Source organism: Rhizobium sp. BK650, assembly GCF_014195325.1.
Classification (GTDB): Bacteria; Pseudomonadota; Alphaproteobacteria; order Rhizobiales; family Rhizobiaceae; genus Rhizobium.
On sequence record NZ_JACIBK010000015.1, the window covers coordinates 113,257 to 128,745 of the forward strand.

The window sequence follows — 15,489 nt, forward strand, 5'->3', positions numbered from 1 at the left end:
CTAAAATCTGGCGTCATCGCTCGAACGGTTCGCCGAGAGAGGCAACGCCGTTGAGCTTCAGCAGGCGCCGGTCTGCCGAAATGATGCCGAGCACGATGATCGTTACGAGATAGGGCAGGCAAGCCAGCAACTGCGAGGGTACGTCGAGCCCGGTCGCCTGGGCCGCAAGCCCCATCAGCGATACGGCGCCGAAGAGACAAGCTCCGAGGAAGATCCGGCCTGTCAGCCAGGTCCCGAAAACCACGAGCGCAATCGCGATCCAGCCGCGCCCCGCAATCATGCCGTCCGCCCAGAGCGGTGTATAGATCGTCGACGCATAGGCGCCGGCAAAGCCCGCCATTGCGCCACCGAATGCGACGGCGGCAAAGCGGACGACGATGACAGAATAGCCGATCGCGTGGGCAGCCTTCGGGTTTTCGCCGACGGCGCGAATAACGAGGCCGACCTTGCTGAAAGCAAAGGTCGCCCAGATCGCGACGGTCACCAGAAGCGAGAGCCAGACAACGATATCCTGTGTGAACAGTCCGCCGACGGCGGGAATGTCGGACAGGACTGGAATGCTGATTTTTGGCAGTGCCTTCACCGTCAGGCTTTCATAGCTTTTACCGAACAGCGCCGACAGGCCTTGCCCGAGAATGCCGATTGCGAGCCCGGTTGCGACCTGGTTTGCATTGAAGCCGAGGATAATGCCGGCAAAGATCAGCGACAGCAGAATGCCGCCAAGCCCGGCCGCAAGAAATGCGAGAACGTGGCCGCCGCCATGATACACGATGATAAACGCGATGACGGCGCCGAATGCCATTAAGCCCTCGACACCGAGATTGAGGACGCCGGCGCGCTCCACGACCAATTCGCCAAGGGCCGCCAGCAGGAAGGGCGTTGCAGCCGCCAGCATTCCGGCGAGGATAAATTCGATCGCATTCATGATGGGCTCCGGATGGCGACTGGGCGCCAGGAAAGGCGATAACGGACGAAGGCGACTGCGATCAGATAGGCAAGCAGCAGGCTCCCCTGGAAAACGCGCACGGCGGCGATCGGCAGGTTGGCTGAGACCATGGCATTGTCGCCGCCGATGTAAAGCGCGGCCATGACGACTGAGGATATAACGATGCCGATCGGATGCAGACCGCCGAGATAGGCGACGATGATCGCCGCATAGCCGTAACCGGTCGAAATCGAACGCTGCAACTGTCCGAGCGGGCCGGCGACTTCGGCCGCACCCGCAAGCCCTGCCGCAGCGCCGCCAATCAGGAGAGACAGCCAGATCGCCCCGCTCTCGTTGAACCCGGCGTAGATTGCCGCGCGCGGGGCCAGTCCGCCGACCTGCAATTTATAGCCGATGAAGCTCTTTTGCATGAAGATCCAGGCGGCGATCGAGAGCAGAACGGCAAGGATCAGTGAGACATTGACGCGCGTTCCCTCGATTAGGATCGGCACCATGGCATCATATTGGAACATGACCGATTGTGGGAAGTTGAAGCCGTTCGGATCCTTCCAGGGGCCGAGCAACAGGTAGTTGAGAAGCTGGGCCGCCACGAAACTCAGCATCAGCGAGACCAGGATTTCGTTGGCATTGAGCCTGACGCGCCAGAAGGCGGTCAACGATGCCCAAAACGCACCGCCGATCACGCCGAGAAGCAGCATCGCCGGCCAGATCCACGGGCCGGTCGCATTGGGCCACCAGATGGGAATGGCAGAGGCAAAGATCGCCCCGAGCACGAATTGCCCTTCGGCGCCGATGTTGAAGACCTTGGCGCGAAAGCCGATTGCAAGCCCCTGTGCGATGAATAGCAGCGGTCCGGTCTTCAGGAGCACTTCCGAGAAGGAAGCCCAGGAATAGAAAGGCTCGATCAGCATTGCATAGATGACCGCGGCGGGGTCACGCCCCATGACGACATAAAGGCCGAGATTGAGGATGATCGTGATTGCGAGCGCGATCGGCGGGGCAAGCAGCGTGGCGGCAAACGAAGCACGTTCACGGCGCACCAGGGTTGGCAGGACGGCAAACAGGGGTCTGCTCATGCGGTCGCTTTCTCGCGCTCTGTCAGGGCGCCGATCATGTATCGGCCGATATCCTCCGGCCTGGTATCACGCGTGACGAGCGGAGGGCTCAACGTGCCGTGGTGCATCACCTGGATGAAGTCGCTGAGTTCGAACAGTTCTTCGAGTTCCTCGGAAATGACGAGGATCGCCATGCCCTCGTTGCGCAGTGTGATCAGCCGCTTGCGGATTGCCGAAGCCGCGCCGATATCGACGCCCCAGGTGGGTTGAGCGAGGAAGAGCAGTTTCGGCGCCAGCATGATTTCTCGACCGACGATGAATTTCTGCAAATTGCCGCCGGAAAGCGAACCGGCTTCGGCTTGCGGGCCGCGCGTGCGCACGTCAAAGTCGCGGATGCATTTATCGGTGAAGGCAGTCGCCTCGGTCTTATCGAGCAGGCCGCGTTTGACGAGGCTGAGGGGATGGGCCGTCAGCAGACTGTTGAGGGTGAGCGACATTTCGGGGACTGTGCCGCGGCCGAGCCGGTCCTCCGGCACGAAGGCAAATCCGAGCTGCCGGCGGGCTGCCGGCTCGAGGGTGCCGGCATCCCTGCCCATCATGAAGATCTGGTCGCGCTGCTCACGCGGCAGGATCGTTTCGCCGGAGATTAGTGCGGCAAGCTCGCCTTGGCCATTGCCGGAAATTCCGGCAATGCCGAGGATTTCTCCAGCGCGGACGGCAAGGCTGACCTGGGAGAGGGGCACGGCGAAAGGATCATCGGGCCTGTAATCGAGGCCGATCAGTTCCAGCCGCTTCTCGCCTTCGGCAAGCGGCAGCGCCGGCATCGGTTCGGGCATGTCACGGCCGATCATCATGCGAGCAAGATCATGGGCGTCATGCTCGCGCGGATCGACATGACCGGTCACGCGGCCGCCCCGCAGGACCGTCGCGCGATCGCAGAGCGACTGGATTTCGTCGAGCTTGTGGGAGATGAAGAGGATGGAAACTCCGCCATCACGCAGCCGGCGCAAGGTCTCGAACAGCTTCTCCACGGCCTGCGGCGGCAGGACCGATGTCGGCTCGTCGAGGATCAACAGTTTCGGATCGGTCATCAGGGAGCGGATAATTTCCACCCGCTGCCGCTCGCCGACGGAAAGCGAATGCACATGGGCGAGCGGATCGACATCGAGGCCGAACTCGTGCCCGAGCTTGCGGACGCGCTCGGCAAGCTCGGCTATCTTGCCGGCCACGATGAGCCTGATGTTCTCGACCACCGTCAGGGTTTCGAACAGCGAGAAATGCTGAAAGACCATGCCGATGCCGGCACGCCTTGCCTCCGCGGGAGAGGCAAGGCTGAGCTTCTGCCCGTTCCAGGCAACAGTTCCGCTGTCCGGCTGCTCGACGCCATAGATCAGCTTCATCAGGGTCGATTTGCCGGCCCCGTTTTCTCCGAGGATGGCGTGGATCGAGCGGGGGGCGACGTCGAGGTCAATCTGCCGGTTGGCGTGGACCTGGCCGTAGCTCTTGGAAATGCCGCGAAGCGACAGGAGCGGGCTTCCCATAGCTTATTTCGGCAGCGGCGTCTTGACACCCTTGACGTGCCAATCCATCGCGACGATCTGGGCGTCCGTCAGCGCCACGCCGGTAGCTACAGCTTCGCCGCCATCGGCCTTGGTGATCGGGCCTGTAAACGGCGAGAAGCTGCCAGCAGTAATCTTGGCCTCGATTTCCTTGATCTTGCTCATCGTATCGGCCGGAATTGCCGGGTTCCAGTCGACAACCTCGACCACCTTGTCGGCAACGCCGAGGAAGGTGTTGGCGCCCTTGAAGGTGCCGGCGAGATGCGCGTCGACCGACGCCTTGAAGAAGGGCGACCAATCGGTGGCAACGCAGCCGAGATAGGTCTTCTCGGCATATTTCTTCATCGAGGAGTTCAGGTTGAAGGCATAGATGCCGGCTTCCTCACAAGCGGAAATGACCGAGGGCGTATCCTGCGCGTTCGAGAAGATCACGTCGCAGCCCTGCGAGATCAGCGCCTTGGCGGCTTCCTGTTCCTTGGCTGGATCGAACCAGGAGTTGACCCAGACGACCGAGACTTCGATGTCGGGCTTGACCGACTGTGCGCCGAGCGTGAAGGCGTTGATGGAGGTGATCAACTCCGGAATTGCAAAGGCCGAAACCGAGCCGAGCTTGCCTGTCTTGGAGACTGCGGCGGCCGCCATGCCAAGCAGATATGTGCCCTGGAAATATTTAGCCGCGAAGGGCGAGAAGTTTGGCGCGACCTGGAAGCCCGAGGCATGGAGGACGGTGACTTTGGGATTGCGGCGGGCGATCTGCAGCGCACCGTTCTGATAGCCGAAGGAGCCGGCGATCAGGAAATGGTTTCCGTCGGCAACCGTCTTATTCATGATGCGGTCCGCATCCGGGCCTTCGGCAATATTCTCGATGACGGTGACCTTCACCTTGTCGCCATAGGCAGCCTTGATCGGGTCGATGCCGGCGGCAAGCGCATGGCCCCAGCCGACATCGCCGATCGGCGAGGGTACGACGAGCGCGATGCCGAGCGGTTCGTCTGCGGCAAGTGCAGAGCGGCCGGCAAAGGCGGTGGCAAGGCCGGCAGCCGCGGCGCTTTTCATCAGCGTTCTGCGGGTCAGGTTGTTGGACATCTTCAGTTCCCCTCTTTTGGTAGTTCAGAATTCGACGGTCGCGAGTGCTGCTTCGGCATCCGCGAAAAGCTTGAATTCGTCTAGGCCGGCAAGTTCACCTGCCTGCCAGACGATGCGCCCGTTGATCATGGTCAGGTCGGTCGGCATGCCGATCCCGACCTTGGCGATCAGGCTCAGCGGGTCATGCCGCGTGCCGACATAGTCCATCCGCCGCGTATCGATCGCGAAAAGGTCTGCTGCCATGCCCGGCGCAAGACGGCCGATATCGCGGCGGCCGAGCAGGCTTGCGCCACCCGTTGTTGCGTAGCCGAGGAAATCGACCGGCGGCGGAACAGGGTGAGCGCGTGTCGATGCTGCCAGGCATTGCAGCATATAGGCGGAATGGATGCAGTGCATGAGGTTGGAATTATCGTTCGAGGCAGCGCCGTCGCAGCCGAGGCCGACGCGCAGGTCGAAGGCCGACATGGCCGGAATATCCGTTACCTCTGCGCCGACAAGATAGACCGGCTCCGGGCAATGGGAGACGCCAGTGCCGCTTGCCGCCATCTTGCGGAGTTCGTCATGCGTCAGTTCCCAGCAGTGAGCATAGAAGGTGTCGGGACCGGCAAAGCCGAGTTCGGTGCAGTAATCGACCGTGCGCATGCCATGCCGCGCCTCGATGACCGGACTTTCCCCTTCGCCGACATGGGTATGGAGGAACACGCCACGGTCACGGGCAAGGGCCACCGATTCGACGAAAGTCTCGCGGTAGCAGTTGACCGGTTGGCAGGGCGCCACGACGACCTGCCGCATGCTGAAGGGACCGGCATCGTGGTAGCTGTCGATCAGCCGGGCGCAATCGGCGATGAATTCGTCTGTCGTTTCCAGCATGGCATCGGGGATCGTTGATCCCTCGGATTTCGGCAGCGTATTGCCGCCGCGGCCTGCATGGAAACGCATGCCGAGAAGCTCCGCCGCTTCAAACTGCCGGTCGATCAGGCGCTTCCCGGCATGTCGGGGAAAGCAATATTGATGGTCGAAGGCCGTCGTGCAGCCATGTTTGATCATCTCGGACATGGCCGTGACCGAGGAATGGTAGAAGCAATCCTCGTTCAGCCGCGAGAAGATCGGGTATATGCGGTCCAGCCACTCGATGACCGACAGTTTCGTCCAGTCGAGATCGGCCCGGTTGCGCACGAAGCACTGGAAGAAGTGGTGATGCGTGTTGACGAGGCCGGGATAGACGAACCAGCCGGCGGCATCCAGCACGATCGCACCGACGGGCAGTGTTTCGGCCGCCAGGTTCGTTCCGATCGCCTGGATCGCCGGACCATCCGTAAGCAGATCGACGTTCTGGCGCACAACCGGGCCGTTGCCCTCGTCGACGATGACGGCCGCGCAGTTCTTCAGGAGGTAACCAGCCATGTCAGCTCTCCTCCTTGGCAGGATGCGGATCTGGCTTCAGCTCGTGCAGGCGATGAATGCCAGGCATTTCGATGAAGCCGTCGATACTGCGGATGGCCCGCAGCCAGAGCCGGATCGTTGGGTATGGATTAAGCGAGATGCCGCCATCGGGCGCGAGCGCTACGTAGGGGAAGCAAGCGATATCGGCGATCGTGGCGCGGCTTGAGGCGAGGAACCGCATACCGCGAAGCTGCTGTTCGAAAAGCCCGGCTTCGAGCTCCCGCAGCGCCGCGATGCCCTGCGCCTGCAGGATGTCGATATTGCCAGGGCGCAGAAGCATTTCGTGCAACCGTGCGCCACCGAGATTGGCTGTCAGCCGATGCGAGAAGGAGAGCCACTGCTGCACCCGCGCCGTCTCTTCAGGCATGCCTGTCCCAAGCCATTGCGGCGCGTTTCCGGCGGCGAGATAGGCGAGCATCGCGGAGGATTCCGTAAGCACAAGATCGCCGTCCTCGAGGATCGGTATAGAACCCGCCGGATTGAGCGCCAGGAGTTCCGGCCCACGATGTTCGACGCCGGGATGAAAATCAACCGGCCGGATATCCAGCTTGATGCCGAGGACCGCCGCCATCAGGCGGATTTTGTAACAGCTCGGCGAGAGAATGTAGTCGTAGAGTTTCATTGCGCGACCAACTGTGCGCCGTAGGTATAGTTGTGGCGCTTGAGCCAGCGCCTGTAGGCGACCGAGGTCAGGTCGGCCCGTGTCGGGATTTCCATGCCGGGATCGAGCGGCAGCAGGGCCGGGATCTGGTTTTCGAGGATCGAGCGATCCTGCAGGAAGATCATCTGCTGAAAATGGATGAGGTCTGTCATGGGTGTTTCGTCATCAAAGAGGGCCATCCATGGCCATACGTCGCAAAGATCTTCCGCAAGTGGCTGGACGAAGAGGGTAATCACATCCCATTCGCCCGGCCGGGGAGGGCAGGTTTTGTAGAGCACCGAGCAGGTCGGTGCCGGCACGCGGTACATATATTCTGTGGTAATGCCGCCGGTTGCCGACTTGGCTGCCTTTGGCTGGTAGAATTTCACTTGCGTCGCCCAGACTTCGTCCTCGTCTTCGCGGATCTCCACCTTGTAGTTTTCGACTTCAGTATGCGGCTCGGCCCCGAGAATATCGGTATGGACGAACGGGAAATGGGCGATGTCGAGAAAATTTTCCACCGCCCGTAGCGGCGAGCAGCGCACCCGCACAACGCCGACATCGACGAAGCGGCGGCCGGGCTGATCCGCCTCGGGAATGGCAAAGAGCTCCTTGGCGGGATTGCCGAGGGAAGACCAGACATGGCCGTAACGGACACGGACGGGGAGGATGCGCCCATTGGACGATGTCACCTGCGCGGTACCGTCGGATGCGCGCGCCACCTCGATGGGCTCGCCCATCAGAGCAGTCTCAGTCCCGGTCTTGGTGAGGTGAGAAAAGAGACCGACCGGATACCACTCGTCGACCATCGCGCCAGCCTTCGTCATGCGACCTCCCTCTGCCGCGCTTCCGCCCGGCGGCGCACGGTTTCGGCGATGCGCGATGCCGCAGTTCGGTCCGATGGGCTGCTGCGACCCTTCTCGCTCATGACGTGAACGAGGGTGCAATCGACCTGCTCAGTCGAGAGTAGGCGCACCCAGGGAAGGTCGGCGATGCGGACGAGCCCGAGCGGATCGATTTTCGTGCCAGCGGCGTCTTCGAGTGCTCCAATATCCGACTCTACAGTCAGAGAACGCACCGGAACAAGATCGTCGAAGTGCGGCGGATGTGCCGCCGCCTCTCCGGCAGCCACCCATATAACGCCACCCGCTTCCTCGACCTTGTGGACCGCGACGCGGATCGTTTCAGGCGGCTCAAGATCGGGATGGGCCGGGATGCGGATGCATCCGCCCGCTGGGGAATAGCTCCAGCCATGATAGATGCAGGAGAGCGCCTCGCCGCGCACGAAGCCATGGGATAATCGCATCCCGCGATGGGGACAGCGATCCGACGATGCCGACACGCGCCCCGACTGGCTGCGCCAGAGAGCGATCGATCCTGCTGGCGTCCAGGCCGGAATGACAGTTGCCGCGGGCAGATCAGCAGAAAGGGCGACTGGCGTCCACGAGCCGGCCGTATCAGATGGCATAACCTATAAATCCTCAATTTTCCCAAGGCTTAGCGCCGAAGACCGCGCCCTGTTGCCGAGCTTGCGACTACACCCGTCTGAGGCTTGCATAAAAAAAGCGCATTGGCAACGATGATTAAATAAAGGGCAACAGATCATTGCTTCCCATGCTATGGTGTGGCCGTTGGATCTACAATTCTGCGCTGAATCTCGTCCACCCAGACATCTATAGGCCCGAGCGAACATCCCATTTCCAGCATGTCGATTAGCTCGACGGGGCCTGCGACCTCGAGTTCGATCCGGTCAGCGCCCGTGTGCAGAAAAACCCGGGGCAGTCCGAGCTTGTCGGCATGCCGACCGATCCATGGGATGAAAGAGGCGGCGTTGAGATCGCCGAGGATTGTCATCCGCTCGCAAAAGTCGCCATGCCGTATCTGCATTCGTGAATTATCCGTCTCTTACGGTTAACGACAACATAGCGGCTCGCCGCCTTTGTAAAAGAGGCGAGATCGCTCGTCTTAATCCTCTCACACCTGGCCGATCGGCGATGGCTGCTTTGACGTTACGAGTTTGCGCATTCAGCGCCTGCTTGTGCGCGGCCTTGCTTTTGCTTCCACTGGTGTCTGCTCGGCTGGCTTCTCCCAGCCGAAGACACTACGGCCACCGAGGGTGGGGGATTGCCGGAACTCGCCGGCAACGATCTCCTTGAGATCGGGACCGGTGACGTAGCGTTCCATGCTGCGGGACTGATCGTCGAGGCGCCGCAACGCCTGCAATTCCTCCTCGCGGCCGAGCTTTCCCTTCAGCACGGCCGATTTCATGACGTTGATCGTCTCGTCATAGACCTTGAGCGGCACCGGGAACGGGTGCCTGTCTTTGCCGCCATGGGCAATTGAAAAACGGGCGGGATCGGAAAAGCGGCAAGGCGCGCCATGCACGACTTCTGCGACAAGTGCGAGCGCCTTGACCGTGCGGGGACCGACGCCCGGTACGAGAAGCAGATCCTCGAAATCGACAGGCCCACGATCGGCGGCCGCGGCCAGATTGCCATGCAGGCGCCGCATGTTGACGTCGCTTTCACGTACGTCATGATGTGCAGGCATGATGAGATGCGGGAGCATCGGCTGCGCAACCGGCTCCGCAGCGGGGGCCGCCCTCAAAGCAAGGGCGGCAGCCTCGCGGATGATGCGATCGGGTCCAAGCGTTGCAAGAAGATCGAGCTGGTCGCTTCGGGACTTTTGCGCCCGCCGGTCGGCGAGGTTGATGATCTCGCCCTGAAAGCGGCCTTCGATTGCCACATGCGGAGAATTGACGAAGCTCTCGAGCCCCTCCGACAACCAGTGATAGCGCCGGGCCTGGCGCTTGTCGCCATTCATACCCTGCTGGACGATCACCCAATGACCGTCATCGGCGACGATGAAACCATGAAGATAGAGATCGAACCCATCCTGGACGGCCGCACTGTCCACCTTGGCGACAAGGCGGCTTGTTTTTGCGAGGCCAGCTCCGTCAAGGCCGGTGCGATCGCCTATTGCCATCAGTTCGTCCGGCGTCTTGCGCGATTGCGCGCCGCGCCCTCCGCAGACGTGCAGGCCGAGTTCCTTCGATCGCGGCTTCAGCCCGCGCTTTAGCGCGCCCAGTACGCTAGTCGTGATACCGGAGGAGTGCCAGTCCATGCCCATGACGGCGCCGAACGATTGGAACCAGAAGGGATGGGCAAGCCGCCGCAGAAACTCGTCTCGCCCATAGTGATGAACGATGGCCTCGGCAATCAGCGCGCCGAGCGTCGTCATACGATTGCCCAGCCATGGCGGCACTCGACCTCCGTGAAGCGGGAGGTCGGCGCTGCCAGCTCTCTGCGACATGCTTCCTCTTTCTGTCTGCGACCGCGACGGATCGGATCACCCGATAAATCAGCTATCCGTCAAAATCGAGGCGATGGCAATGTGCGGCAACTCGAGAGAGGCCAATCGTGCCTTACTGGAGAGCTGTCTCCTGCCTCGGTGAATAGATAGCAAAATTCGCGATTTCTGACCTCCGCGCGGAACCCAAGCCCGGTGTTCCTAATTTCTATGCGAGCAGGGATGAGAGACCGCATCATGAAGTCGTTCGCTGCACCGTCCATATACCTGGTAGTGTTCTGGTCCGTTCTGATAGGCGGGTTCGTGTCTGCGTCCTATGAATTTGGGGAACCGGAACCACATCACTTTGCCAATCTCGATGCCCCCATCTGGACGACGACACCGACACCCGTTGATCCCAAGACACAGAACTACGAGCGCCTTCCGCCTCGTGGGGCTGCGGCTGATCCTTCTTCGACGCCTGCCAAACTGGTTGGCGTATCAGCCATTGCGCCACCTGACGCAACCGTGACGGGGGCGATTGAGCCGCCGAAGCGGGAGTGGATGGCGGGCAGCCGTCATCTTAAGCTGTGCCAACAACGATACCGGTCCTACAATGTGTCTGACAATACATACCAGCCCCTTGACGGTGGGCCCAGGAAACACTGCGTGACCGAAGAAAGAGAGCCCTCCGTCGGACTGCCGGCGGCCGATAGAAGCCCCGACCGGCATGCATCATGGTGCACCGCCCGCTATGATTCCTATCGAGCTTCAGACAATACATACCAGCCGTTCAGCGGGCCAAGACGTCAGTGCGTTTCTCCCCTCATCTGAGAAACGCCCATTTAGTCTACAGTGAGAAGGTTCAGTCCTTCTAAGGCGCCATCGCTTAAGAGCCGGGACCAAAGTCCTAGGCCGCCTGGTACCTATGTCCGACCGTCTTGCAATTTCGGAACAAGCAGTCAATCTCATGCTTCCTGTTTTCAAAAGACCTGTCCGGACGAGGCGCAAGGTAAAGGACGATGGTGATCTCGAAACGCAATTTCCTGAAGGGCGGCGGCGCGAGTGTTATTGCCGTTGCGACGTTTGCACCATTGAAGGTCGAGCTGAAGGGTTCATTTCCCTTGCTCGTAAGCCAGGAAGCGTGCGCAAAGAACGAAAACGGTAATGGAGGCGGAAATGGGAATGGCGGCGGAAACGGCAATGGCGGCGGAGGCGGAAACGGCAATGGCGGGGGAAATGGAAACGGCAATTCGGGCGGCAGCGGGAACGGCAATGGCGGGGGGAGTGGCGGCGGAGGCGGAAACGGCAATGGCGGGGGAGGTGGGAATGGCGGGGGAAATGGTAACGGCAATGGGAATGGCGGGGGAAATGGAAACGGCAATTCGGGCGGCAGCGGGAACGGCCGATCCAGCTCGAACGGGGCCGGCAGTACGGGCAATGCGTCCTCGACATCAGGAGCACGCGCAACCGAAGATGCGGATGGCTCGATCGATGTCCAGCATACGAATGGAATAACCGAGACCCTGCGTGCAGGACGCTATATCATGAAGGACTCGAAGGGCCGCACGATCATCGATAGGCGGGCAACATCGGCTGACAGCGCGCGGCTCATGCGCCTCCTGCGCTAGCGTTTTTCGCGCCACCGCAAGGCAGCTTCGGTCCTGTTCGTGACGCCGAGCTTCGTCAGGATCTGCGTCATGTGATGCTTTACCGTTTTTTCCTGTAGATCGAGGCGCAAGCCGATGTGCTTGTTTGAAAGACCTTGCGCAACGAGTTCCATCACCTCGCGTTCGCGAGGGGTAAGCGCGTCCCTGTCTGAGGTCTGCCCGCTCAATGAATATTCCATGACTTTGGCAGACATCGCCGGAGAAATATAACGAGATCCTTTGAAGACGATCCGGATCGCTTCCGCCAGGCCGCGGGAACCAACGCCCTTGAGAATATAACCCTTTGCTCCGCGTTGCAGCGCTTCGACGAGCGTATCGACTTCCTCTGAGGCCGTCAGCATGAGGATTTTGGTATCCGGGCTTATGGAGAGGATTTCGTCGATCACCGAGAGGCCGTCCCCGGGCATCGATACGTCGAGGAGGAGCACGTCGGGACGGGCATCAGCGGCGATCATTGCGGCATCGGATGTGCTGGCCCCTTCTCCGACAACGACAAAATCACTGACCTCGGAGAGGCTGCGGGTCACCCCCTCTCGAAACAGGGGATGGTCGTCTACGACGCCGACCTTGATGGACGTCATTTTATTCCTCCACTTCCATAGGCGCGAAAGTCATAATGACAGTCGTCCCGCCTTCGCCGGTCTTTATGTGGAATTCCCCGCCAAGGCTATCGATCCGTTCTTTGAGCCCCGCCAGGCCGAGGCTGGCCGGCCTCACCTGCGTTGGATCAAAGCCCTCGCCCCGATCGCTGACTTCGACGCGGACGGCGCCGCCCTTTGATGTTGCCGTGACGGTCTGCTCAACGCCGCCGCCGTGTCGATAGGCGTTGTTGAGCGCCTCTTGAATGAAACGGTAAATACAGATCTTGAGAGCGGGAGCAAGTTCGGGATCGTCCTCATCGACTGTTGTATCGACGGACGTGTTGGTCTTCTGCTGATGGGCCTCGACAACGCGTTTCACGATTTCGGTAATCGACGCCTTTTCGATTTGCGGCAGGACCAGTCCCTTGCAGATATCACGGATCTCTTTCATCGCCTCGGCAAGGCTCGAACGGATCCAGGCAAGTTCCTCCTCGCGTACCTCAGGCGCGGTGCCGGCATCGACCAGCAGATCACTGTCGAGACGCAACGAAGCATAGGCAATGTGCTGGGCAGGCCCGTCATGCAGATCGGCGCCGATGCTGCGCAAATAAGTTTCGTTCAGCGCCGCGGCGCGCTGCGAGGACAGTTGAAGCCGGCGTTGCAGGCCGCGATTTTCGGCAAGAAGTGCCGAGAGTTGATCCACTCGGGCCTTTAGAGCTTCGCGCTGGACCTCGATCGTATGGCTGCCGCGAAAGACGACAATAGAAAGGGCGAGGAAGAAGATTGCAGTCAGGCCGGCCACGGCCAGCCAACTCTGAAGCCGTGCGCGTGCGAGGCTGTCTTCCAACCCTTCAGCCGTCTCGTAGAATTCAAGCACGGCCACAGCCTCCCCCGACCAAGGCTGCAAAACAGGATTGTAAATTTCCATGAGCGCTTTGCCGAGATTGCGCTCTTGTGTGCTTTCGGGATCGCTTGGGACTTCGTAACGTGCGACCAGCGAGCCCGCAAATGCTTGAGCGAGCTTGCTATTGACCGGGAACGTCTTGCCCACGAGTTCCTTTTCGTTCGAGTAGAGGATCGTTCCGTCTCCGCGCCACAGCTTGAACGATACGAGACGGCGGCCAAGGGCGCCTTGTCCGAGCGTTTCGTCGAGTGCCTGGGCGCTTGCTTCATCGAGCAGCGACTCTTTCTGCATGTCCGGAAGCAATGGTGCGACAACACTATCAACGTAAAGCGCCGTTGCAGCCCCGGAATTGTGAATGACGGCATCCTCGATCAGATGGGTGACGATAAGCCCGATGACGAACATTGCGCCAAGGGAAACAAGTCCTCCCATGATGAGGAATTGGGAGGCGAGGGAGCGGGCATTCCAGCGTATGAGCCAGTTCATTTCCAACCTGAATTGCGATGATTCATTCAAACTATCGCATTGGCCGGACTTTTCCAGTTCACCTGACCTCGATGACGTCGCTGCTCTGGACTTTGGCGGTCAACTGGCTCGTGTCGCCTGACATGGCCATGCCGAAGACATAGAGCATGGCGGCAAGGAAGATGACGAGCGCTAGCAATGATGCGTTCCAAGCACTGGAAATCTCTGGGATCTCATTCCTGTCGTCCATGATTGAACTCCTCTTTCGACGCCGAACGGGTAGGGGGACGGTGCGTTCCGGATCTGGGACTTCAGTCCCGGATTCATCGGACAAAAGTCCTAACCGGTTCCGACTGAGGTCCGAGATTAGGAACAGCGAGGAATGCAGGTCGTTCGTTTAGCAGCGGTCAAGAAGGCCGCCTCGAAACCAAAGGAGGAAAAAATGTTCTCGAAGCTTCTCATAGGCACGGCAATGGCCGCGTCTCTCACGTCGGGCATTGCATTGGCCCAGTCTTCGACGGTCAATGGTGCGGCGGGAGGTGCCGTAACCGGTGCGATCGTTGGCGGCCCAGTTGGCGCAGCAGTCGGCGGTGTGACCGGTGCGATCGTAGGTACCGCAATCGATCCGCCGCCGCAGAAGGTCGTGACTTATGTTCGCGAAGCTCCGGCGCCATCGGCCCGCGTGGTCGTCAAAGAAAAGGTCGTCGTCGGCCAGCCGCTTCCGGAGACAGTTGTCATCACGCCCGTTCCGGACAATCCGAAATACGCCTACGCGGTCGTAAACAACGAACGAGTCATCGTGGAACCTTCCTCCCGCAAGGTAATTCAGGTCATCAACTGACCTGATCTTGGGCGCGGCGAATGCCGCGCCCCTCTTTAAACTCCAGTACAGAGATCGAAGATTGCCGCCCTGTGGCGGCAACGGTTTCGTGCGACCAGCAAGAGAGAGATTCTCATGAAAATCAAGACACTTGCCGCGCTGATGACAGTACTGTCGATCGGCGTTTCGCCCATCGGAATCATCTCCGCCTCAGCCCAGGACGCCCCGGTTCTTCCGAAGAAAGGGGCATCTCAGAATGGCGCCCAATCCGGCGCGGAAACGCAGCCACAGCCTGATTCCGGTGCCGCGACCGGCGGTGGTTCTTCCGGCACCGATAGCGGTAGCGGCGCATCCGGCGGTCAGCAGTTGCAGCAGCCTTCCGGCAGCGCTGGATCGACGTCAGGTTCCCAGACTAAGTCCAAATCCAGCACGTCTGATGGCACCTCCTCGGGAACTTCGCAGACTGGCAAAAAGGGCGCCAGCAGCCCTGATGCTTCGGGCGCTCAAAACTCGGAAGGCACGACGGCACCGAAATCGGGACAGTCTTCGACGGATACGCAAAGCTCCGGCGGCAGCCAGACGTCCGGAACTTCTTCGCACAGCACGACTGACCAGCAAAAATCGGGCACGGGTGCAACGTCGACAGATGGTTCAACAAATGCCAAATCGAACAGCAATACGTCGGTCAACAGCAATGCCAATAGCACCACCAAAACCGAGACAAATAATACGAGCAATGTGAACATCTCCGTCGAGCAACAGACAGAGATCCGCCAGGTGGTCAAGGAGGTCCATGTCGAGCCCGTGCGCGAAACCGATTTTACTGTGTCGGTTGGGGTGACCGTTCCGAAGAAGATCAGGCTTGAGCCTCTTCCTCCGCGGATCGTGGAGATCGTCCCGCAATACAAGGCATATCGCTTCTTCATTCTCGCGGATGGTCGGATCGTTATCGTCGATCCTAATTCTTACGCGATCGTCTACATCATCACGGCCTGAGTGCGGCCGGCCCGGTGGCGAAAGCGCCGCCGGGCA

At 60.3% G+C, this 15,489-nt stretch carries 17 protein-coding genes; 4 read left to right on the forward strand and 13 right to left on the reverse strand.

The window, feature by feature from the left end; translation table 11 throughout:
* Positions 1-13: 13 nt before the first annotated feature.
* The 10 genes from FHX15_RS27455 to FHX15_RS27500 all read right to left on the reverse strand — a co-directional run bounded on the left by FHX15_RS27455 (position 14) and on the right by FHX15_RS27500 (position 10,041).
* Positions 14-925 carry an ABC transporter permease gene (locus tag FHX15_RS27455; RefSeq protein WP_184401508.1) on the reverse strand — a complete coding sequence of 304 codons (912 nt, stop codon included), beginning with the start codon at positions 923-925 and terminating at the stop codon, positions 14-16.
* On the reverse strand, positions 922-2,022 hold the full coding sequence (locus FHX15_RS27460; protein ID WP_184401509.1) for an ABC transporter permease: 1,101 nt from the start codon (positions 2,020-2,022) through the stop codon (positions 922-924). The genes FHX15_RS27455 and FHX15_RS27460 overlap by 4 nt, the downstream gene beginning before the upstream one ends.
* On the reverse strand, positions 2,019-3,542 hold the full coding sequence (locus FHX15_RS27465; protein WP_184401510.1) for an ABC transporter ATP-binding protein: 1,524 nt from the start codon (positions 3,540-3,542) through the stop codon (positions 2,019-2,021). Before FHX15_RS27465 ends, FHX15_RS27460 begins: the two co-directional genes overlap by 4 nt.
* Before the next feature lie 3 nt (positions 3,543-3,545).
* Positions 3,546-4,646, reverse strand: a complete 1,101-nt coding sequence (locus FHX15_RS27470) for a BMP family ABC transporter substrate-binding protein (RefSeq protein WP_184401511.1) — start codon at positions 4,644-4,646, stop codon at positions 3,546-3,548.
* Between the two features lie 24 nt (positions 4,647-4,670).
* Positions 4,671-6,050 carry an amidohydrolase gene (locus FHX15_RS27475; protein ID WP_184401512.1) on the reverse strand — a complete coding sequence of 460 codons (1,380 nt, stop codon included), beginning with the start codon at positions 6,048-6,050 and terminating at the stop codon, positions 4,671-4,673.
* A 1-nt stretch (position 6,051) separates the two neighbouring features.
* Positions 6,052-6,711 carry a glutathione S-transferase family protein gene (locus FHX15_RS27480; protein WP_184401513.1) on the reverse strand — a complete coding sequence of 220 codons (660 nt, stop codon included), beginning with the start codon at positions 6,709-6,711 and terminating at the stop codon, positions 6,052-6,054.
* On the reverse strand, positions 6,708-7,556 hold the full coding sequence (locus FHX15_RS27485) for an aromatic ring-hydroxylating oxygenase subunit alpha (RefSeq protein WP_184401514.1): 849 nt from the start codon (positions 7,554-7,556) through the stop codon (positions 6,708-6,710). The genes FHX15_RS27480 and FHX15_RS27485 overlap by 4 nt, the downstream gene beginning before the upstream one ends.
* On the reverse strand, positions 7,553-8,197 hold the full coding sequence (locus FHX15_RS27490; protein WP_184401515.1) for a Rieske 2Fe-2S domain-containing protein: 645 nt from the start codon (positions 8,195-8,197) through the stop codon (positions 7,553-7,555). The genes FHX15_RS27485 and FHX15_RS27490 overlap by 4 nt, the downstream gene beginning before the upstream one ends.
* Before the next feature lie 149 nt (positions 8,198-8,346).
* Positions 8,347-8,616: an acylphosphatase gene (locus FHX15_RS27495; RefSeq protein WP_184401516.1), complete on the reverse strand. Its 270-nt coding sequence runs from the start codon at positions 8,614-8,616 to the stop codon at positions 8,347-8,349.
* A gap of 138 nt (positions 8,617-8,754) precedes the next feature.
* A complete protein-coding gene (locus FHX15_RS27500) occupies positions 8,755-10,041 on the reverse strand; it encodes a DUF763 domain-containing protein (protein WP_184401517.1) in 1,287 nt (428 codons plus the stop codon).
* Positions 10,042-10,581: 540 nt separating this feature from the next.
* On the opposite strand from FHX15_RS27500, the gene FHX15_RS31860 reads away from it, so the two are divergent.
* A complete protein-coding gene (locus tag FHX15_RS31860; protein WP_409527039.1) occupies positions 10,582-10,851 on the forward strand; it encodes a BA14K family protein in 270 nt (89 codons plus the stop codon).
* A 188-nt stretch (positions 10,852-11,039) separates the two neighbouring features.
* Positions 11,040-11,648: a hypothetical protein gene (locus FHX15_RS27510; protein WP_184401519.1), complete on the forward strand. Its 609-nt coding sequence runs from the start codon at positions 11,040-11,042 to the stop codon at positions 11,646-11,648.
* Here the strand turns inward: FHX15_RS27510 and FHX15_RS27515 are convergent.
* The 3 genes from FHX15_RS27515 to FHX15_RS27525 are packed head-to-tail and all read right to left on the reverse strand — an operon-like array spanning position 11,645 to position 13,887.
* Complete coding sequence (locus FHX15_RS27515) at positions 11,645-12,268, reverse strand: response regulator (RefSeq protein ID WP_184401520.1); 624 nt, start codon at positions 12,266-12,268, stop codon at positions 11,645-11,647. The two genes, FHX15_RS27510 and FHX15_RS27515, sit on opposite strands and share 4 nt — an antisense overlap.
* Position 12,269: 1 nt before the next feature.
* Entirely contained in the window at positions 12,270-13,658 is a 1,389-nt protein-coding gene (locus FHX15_RS27520) for a sensor histidine kinase (protein ID WP_184401521.1), read from the reverse strand.
* A 58-nt stretch (positions 13,659-13,716) separates the two neighbouring features.
* Positions 13,717-13,887 carry a hypothetical protein gene (locus tag FHX15_RS27525; protein ID WP_184401522.1) on the reverse strand — a complete coding sequence of 57 codons (171 nt, stop codon included), beginning with the start codon at positions 13,885-13,887 and terminating at the stop codon, positions 13,717-13,719.
* 192 nt (positions 13,888-14,079) lie between these two features.
* Between FHX15_RS27525 and FHX15_RS27530 the strand changes: the two genes are divergently transcribed.
* On the forward strand, positions 14,080-14,478 hold the full coding sequence (locus FHX15_RS27530) for a DUF1236 domain-containing protein (protein ID WP_184401523.1): 399 nt from the start codon (positions 14,080-14,082) through the stop codon (positions 14,476-14,478).
* 114 nt (positions 14,479-14,592) lie between these two features.
* On the forward strand, positions 14,593-15,453 hold the full coding sequence (locus FHX15_RS27535; RefSeq protein WP_184401524.1) for a DUF1236 domain-containing protein: 861 nt from the start codon (positions 14,593-14,595) through the stop codon (positions 15,451-15,453).
* Positions 15,454-15,489: the final 36 nt, after the last annotated feature.

Excerpts from the sequence above, each read along its gene's own strand:
- FHX15_RS27455 (WP_184401508.1), bottom strand. The coding sequence starts at position 925 with ATGAATGCGATCGAATTTATCCTCGCCGGAATGCTGGCGGCTGCAACG.
- FHX15_RS27515 (WP_184401520.1), bottom strand. The coding sequence starts at position 12,268 with ATGACGTCCATCAAGGTCGGCGTCGTAGACGACCATCCCCTGTTTCGA.
- FHX15_RS27520 (WP_184401521.1), bottom strand. The coding sequence starts at position 13,658 with ATGAACTGGCTCATACGCTGGAATGCCCGCTCCCTCGCCTCCCAATTC.
- FHX15_RS27470 (WP_184401511.1), bottom strand. The coding sequence starts at position 4,646 with ATGTCCAACAACCTGACCCGCAGAACGCTGATGAAAAGCGCCGCGGCT.
- FHX15_RS27530 (WP_184401523.1), top strand. The coding sequence starts at position 14,080 with ATGTTCTCGAAGCTTCTCATAGGCACGGCAATGGCCGCGTCTCTCACG.
- FHX15_RS27510 (WP_184401519.1), top strand. The coding sequence starts at position 11,040 with ATGGTGATCTCGAAACGCAATTTCCTGAAGGGCGGCGGCGCGAGTGTT.
- FHX15_RS27490 (WP_184401515.1), bottom strand. The coding sequence starts at position 8,197 with ATGCCATCTGATACGGCCGGCTCGTGGACGCCAGTCGCCCTTTCTGCT.
- FHX15_RS27460 (WP_184401509.1), bottom strand. The coding sequence starts at position 2,022 with ATGAGCAGACCCCTGTTTGCCGTCCTGCCAACCCTGGTGCGCCGTGAA.
- FHX15_RS27475 (WP_184401512.1), bottom strand. The coding sequence starts at position 6,050 with ATGGCTGGTTACCTCCTGAAGAACTGCGCGGCCGTCATCGTCGACGAG.
- FHX15_RS27465 (WP_184401510.1), bottom strand. The coding sequence starts at position 3,542 with ATGGGAAGCCCGCTCCTGTCGCTTCGCGGCATTTCCAAGAGCTACGGC.
- FHX15_RS27525 (WP_184401522.1), bottom strand. The coding sequence starts at position 13,887 with ATGGACGACAGGAATGAGATCCCAGAGATTTCCAGTGCTTGGAACGCA.
- FHX15_RS27485 (WP_184401514.1), bottom strand. The coding sequence starts at position 7,556 with ATGACGAAGGCTGGCGCGATGGTCGACGAGTGGTATCCGGTCGGTCTC.
- FHX15_RS27480 (WP_184401513.1), bottom strand. The coding sequence starts at position 6,711 with ATGAAACTCTACGACTACATTCTCTCGCCGAGCTGTTACAAAATCCGC.
- FHX15_RS27535 (WP_184401524.1), top strand. The coding sequence starts at position 14,593 with ATGAAAATCAAGACACTTGCCGCGCTGATGACAGTACTGTCGATCGGC.
- FHX15_RS27495 (WP_184401516.1), bottom strand. The coding sequence starts at position 8,616 with ATGCAGATACGGCATGGCGACTTTTGCGAGCGGATGACAATCCTCGGC.
- FHX15_RS31860 (WP_409527039.1), top strand. The coding sequence starts at position 10,582 with ATGGCGGGCAGCCGTCATCTTAAGCTGTGCCAACAACGATACCGGTCC.
- FHX15_RS27500 (WP_184401517.1), bottom strand. The coding sequence starts at position 10,041 with ATGTCGCAGAGAGCTGGCAGCGCCGACCTCCCGCTTCACGGAGGTCGA.